The sequence below is a fragment of the Vibrio fujianensis genome, assembly GCF_002749895.1.
Taxonomy (GTDB): Bacteria; Pseudomonadota; Gammaproteobacteria; order Enterobacterales; family Vibrionaceae; genus Vibrio; species Vibrio fujianensis.
This window is the reverse complement of the sequence record NZ_NBUS01000042.1, coordinates 223,576-223,886: the sequence shown is the minus strand read 5'-3', so window position 1 is coordinate 223,886 and position 311 is coordinate 223,576. Positions and strand designations below refer to the sequence as shown.

Genomic DNA, 311 nt, shown 5'->3' with positions numbered 1-311 from the left:
AGGGGCACAAGCGGCGAAAATTGGCGGCTTGAAGGCGGCAGCCGATATTATGAACTACCTTGATAATAATATTGAAGGTCTGCTGATGGATCAGATGCGTGAACAAGACGAAGACCTCGCGACTCAGATCGAAGACCTTATGTTTGTGTTTGAAAACTTGGTTGAAGTTGATGATCAAGGGATTCAGAAATTGCTCCGTGATGTTCCACAAGATGTGCTACAAAAAGCTCTTAAAGGTGCGGATGAAGCCCTACGCGAGAAAATTTTCAAGAACATGTCAAAACGCGCTGCTGAATTGATGAAAGATGATT

The 311-nt window shown here is 43.7% G+C and carries 1 protein-coding gene; it reads left to right on the top strand.

Features of this window, described 5'->3' with window-relative positions; genetic code table 11:
• Positions 1–311 (top strand): FliG C-terminal domain-containing protein (locus B7C60_RS18835; RefSeq protein ID WP_281251694.1); only part of this gene is annotated, 311 nt, incomplete at both ends.